General features: G+C 37.3%; 4 protein-coding genes. 1 reads left to right on the top strand and 3 read right to left on the bottom strand.

What is annotated here, in order from left to right:
* Window positions 1-192: 192 nt before the first annotated feature.
* Window positions 193-1,107 (top strand): UbiA family prenyltransferase, encoded by a 915-nt coding sequence (locus ACUVXA_RS18230; protein ID WP_445872713.1) that lies wholly within the window; start codon window positions 193-195, stop codon window positions 1,105-1,107.
* A 165-nt stretch (window positions 1,108-1,272) separates the two neighbouring features.
* Here the strand turns inward: ACUVXA_RS18230 and ACUVXA_RS18225 are convergent, their stop codons facing one another.
* The 3 genes from ACUVXA_RS18225 to ACUVXA_RS18215 all read right to left on the bottom strand — a co-directional run bounded on the left by ACUVXA_RS18225 (window position 1,273) and on the right by ACUVXA_RS18215 (window position 3,526).
* Window positions 1,273-2,331, bottom strand: a complete 1,059-nt coding sequence (locus tag ACUVXA_RS18225; protein WP_445872712.1) for an inositol-3-phosphate synthase — start codon at window positions 2,329-2,331, stop codon at window positions 1,273-1,275.
* Between the two features lie 105 nt (window positions 2,332-2,436).
* Window positions 2,437-3,222 carry a class I SAM-dependent methyltransferase gene (locus tag ACUVXA_RS18220; RefSeq protein ID WP_445872711.1) on the bottom strand — a complete coding sequence of 262 codons (786 nt, stop codon included), beginning with the start codon at window positions 3,220-3,222 and terminating at the stop codon, window positions 2,437-2,439.
* Window positions 3,223-3,397: 175 nt separating this feature from the next.
* On the bottom strand, window positions 3,398-3,526 hold the full coding sequence (locus ACUVXA_RS18215) for a hypothetical protein (RefSeq protein WP_445872710.1): 129 nt from the start codon (window positions 3,524-3,526) through the stop codon (window positions 3,398-3,400).
* Window positions 3,527-3,573: the final 47 nt, after the last annotated feature.

Below are 3,573 nucleotides of genomic sequence, written 5' to 3'. Positions count from 1 at the left end.
GAATGGTATGATTCACACATTAACCTTACCAACCGTATTTGGCATCAGAACCTATAAATAGTAATCTATCGTAGATAGTTAATATTAACCGCAAAGTAATAGTTAGTTATATATTCTTAATGTTGAACTATGGATATATTCAAGAATAATGTAAATATTTGAAAAATACGCTCACATTTAAGGTGCTTCCAGATGTCTAATGTCTCGAAACTAACTAAGGTAAAACATCTTTTTCAGAACTGTCGTTTAAATAACATTGCAGGTTGGACTAGTTTGGTGATCATCGGCTGGGCGACAACTTTCAATTCGGGAAAATTCCATGGCTTATTTCAGATCGCTTTTGACGCCTTATTACAGATTTTTCCTCTGGCTATTTTTGCCTGTTTACTGACAGGTTCCTTTTTCTCTATAAATAACGCTTTTGATGTGAAGGAAGACATAAGTTCGGGAAAAACCAGCAATCTGGTAGCTCGGGGACTTGTAACCAAGAGAGAAGTCATCATATTTAGTGTTGTTATAGCTATGGCTGCGGTGGCCTACTTTTCCTACGTCGGGGGTGTTTTAGGATTTTTATTCTCAACCATCTGTGCCGTATTGGGTTTTCTTTATTCTGTTCCCCCGGTTAGGTTTAAGAAGAGGCCGGTGATAGATATAGTTTCTCACGGATTATTTTTAGGGGCGTTGTTAATTCTAATCGGTGCTACAACTTATGGTGGAACATTGAATCAAACCACCTACTTCTTTGCTGTGGGCTTTTTTGCGACATCCTGCCTGTTTCAGATGCAAAACCTGCTTGGAGACTATTTTGTTGACCGAGACCTAGGAATTAAAACCACTGCGGTTAGTCTCCGTTCATGGGAGAATGGAAGATACTTCTTTCTTGCATTTGCTACCCTAGGTATTATTGTAACAATTGCTTTTGGGTGGTATTTGGAAATCGATTGGATGATTATTAGTTTACTAGTTTTTATGCAGGTGGTAAATCTCGTAGTTTATACGCCTGTATTTTCGGTTTACAAGATCTATTTATATCAGCGTAGGGTTCAACCCATTCTTCTGATCCTGTGGGGAATAGCTCTACTTTTAGTCACCATAATTATTGTTTAAAAGTAAACTCCCAAAAAGCTAGGAACCATTGAATAATTAAAAATAGTAGTTCTCTGGTGAGAATCTTTTAATGGTTAAAAAATTTTAGGAATTTTTTAGTACATTTATTAAAAACAGAGTGTACTGATTATAGAGAAGAGCAAACAGAAGAATTTGTATTGGCGGCTATTTGTTTCTTTTTCCTTCAATGTATTCATTTATCATTTTTTCGGTTTCTATTAGTGAGTAGGATTTTGGCGGTCTTTTGAATCCGTATGCGCAGAGTGTGTCGATTGCTCCGTATAGCTTTCGGTCGATTGCTATTTTTAGACCTCTTATTACGTCTAATAGTATTGATGTTGAATTAGGTGCATCCACTGTTCTGAGGGTGATGTCCATTTTCACGGGGGTACTGTTGAAGTATTTGCCGCTTATCCAGAAGTAGGAATCTCTAGTGTTTTTCATAAAGTCCACATAGTCTGTGGTCCCTGCTATTATTGGCACTTCGTAGGGTACGGATTCCTGAATTGTTTTCCTTTTTACCTCTCTTTTTATGTCGCCTCTCGCTTTTTCCAGCGTGGCCAGAGATTCGGTTCCACCTCCAATATCAAGCTGATAGGTTTCATCGATTTTTACGCCTCTTCTAACTAAGAATTCCAATAATGCTTTGTGTATGATTGTGGCTCCAATTTGATCCATAATATCGTCTCCTGCCAATGGTAGTTTGGCTTCTTTGAATCTCTGAGTCCATTCTTTGCTTCTTGCGATTTCAGTGGTTGTGGTATTAATGAAGGCACACCCCGCGTTAATAGCTTGTTCTGCGTACCATTTTGTTGCTTGCACTGAGCCGGTGGGTATGAAGTTTATTAGTATCTCTGTTTTACTTTTTTTCAGTACTTCACTCACTTTTACACTTGGTTTATCGTCTACCTTAATCTGGTCATGTAGGTATTCTCCGACACCGTCCATTATTTCTCCTTTTTGAACGATTACCCCCAGAGGGTTAACTTCATTCACTTTTTCGTAACGATTTGTCTTTGCAAAAATTGCCTCGGATAGATCCTTTCCTACTTTTAGGGAATCAATATCAAAGGCCGCAGTAAACTCTATGTCACTGGGTTTGTAGCCTCCGAAATTCTCGAATTTTAAACCTACAAATTCTCCATCATTGTAGGAGCTGACTCCCTGAACCAGTGAGGAACAACAATCACCTACCCCAACTATTCCTACTTTAATTTTTGTCATTGAACTCACCTTTTTTACTTTTTATGTTCTCGTCGTCTTTAATGTTTCACCATAGACTTACTGAAAAGTATTTTTCTATTTTTGGATGTAATTTAGGTTATCTTTTTAACTTTTTTTACAAAGAACAGTATGCAAAGGAGTGAAAAGGTTAAAAATCCATTCCAGAACTCTATTTTTTCTTATTACTTTCATTAAATTAATATTTGGTAAATACTTATCCCACTTTGGAGAATTAATAACTGATTGGAACTTGACTTTTAAGAGTAAGCGTATCAGAGACTCGTAGGAAACTAGTTTGACTGGAAAGCTGGTGCCCAATCCGGACATGCGAATGAAAACATCTGCTAATGGTTTGGGCAACAGGGTGATTCCAAAAATGCCGGTGTGAGATTCTATGGGATATCTCTTATTGGGAGTTGTGAGATAGAGGTGTCCTCCGATTTTTAGTACTCTGTGAATCTCGAGCATTAATTCTTCCTGTTCAGTTAGGTGTTCAATTACATCGTTGCAAATCACTAGGTCAAATGTTTCATCCTCAAAAGGAAGACTGGTTCCGCTGGATAGAACTATGCTGACCCCAGCGTTAGGAGGAAAATCGTTTTCCGCGTCACTAACATTTATTTTTGTGAGATTAATCAGTTTTTTATCCAGATCTAATCCTAATACTCGATTATTCCGATTAGCGAAGGAAACACAGACCCCACCGGCACCGCATCCCAGATCTAATATTTTGAGATTAGAAATTCCAGGCAGGTATTCCCGGAGATGCTTAATATACTGCTGTACTCTTTGCTCGGTGTTTTTATACCAGTTCCACCAGTTTTGATAATTGTCGAAGCCTTCCAGTGGTTTTAGATATTCCCTTAGAGCCTTGTCGAACCTTTTGCCCACCATGTTCACCCGTTCAATAAATAAGTCATAAGATTATTAACCTTAATTCTTTATATTTTCTACACTTAAATGTGCTATTAAATCAAAAAACTCGTCTTAAAAAAATTTTGGAATTGTAGATAACAATATAGTTAATATAAACATAAAAAAGAAAAAAACGAGAATTTGGGTGGCGTTATCTCATGTTTAGCCTACATTTACTCGGATCAACCACATATTCACATGGGCCTTCCATTCCTTGACGGAATACTAACCCTGTAGCCTTGCATTTTTTCTCTACTGGATCATACTCTGGGCACACCAAATCGCATTCCACCTAATATTTAAATTAACTTTTATTATAAATAAATA

The organism is Candidatus Jordarchaeum sp. (genome assembly GCF_052745115.1).
Note: the sequence above shows the minus strand (reverse complement) of the source record. Positions and strands in the feature narration are given on the sequence as shown.

Bases quoted from the DNA above. Each gene is read 5' to 3' on its own strand.
- ACUVXA_RS18225 (WP_445872712.1), bottom strand. From the start codon at position 2,331: ATGACAAAAATTAAAGTAGGAATAGTTGGGGTAGGTGATTGTTGTTCC.
- ACUVXA_RS18230 (WP_445872713.1), top strand. From the start codon at position 193: ATGTCTAATGTCTCGAAACTAACTAAGGTAAAACATCTTTTTCAGAAC.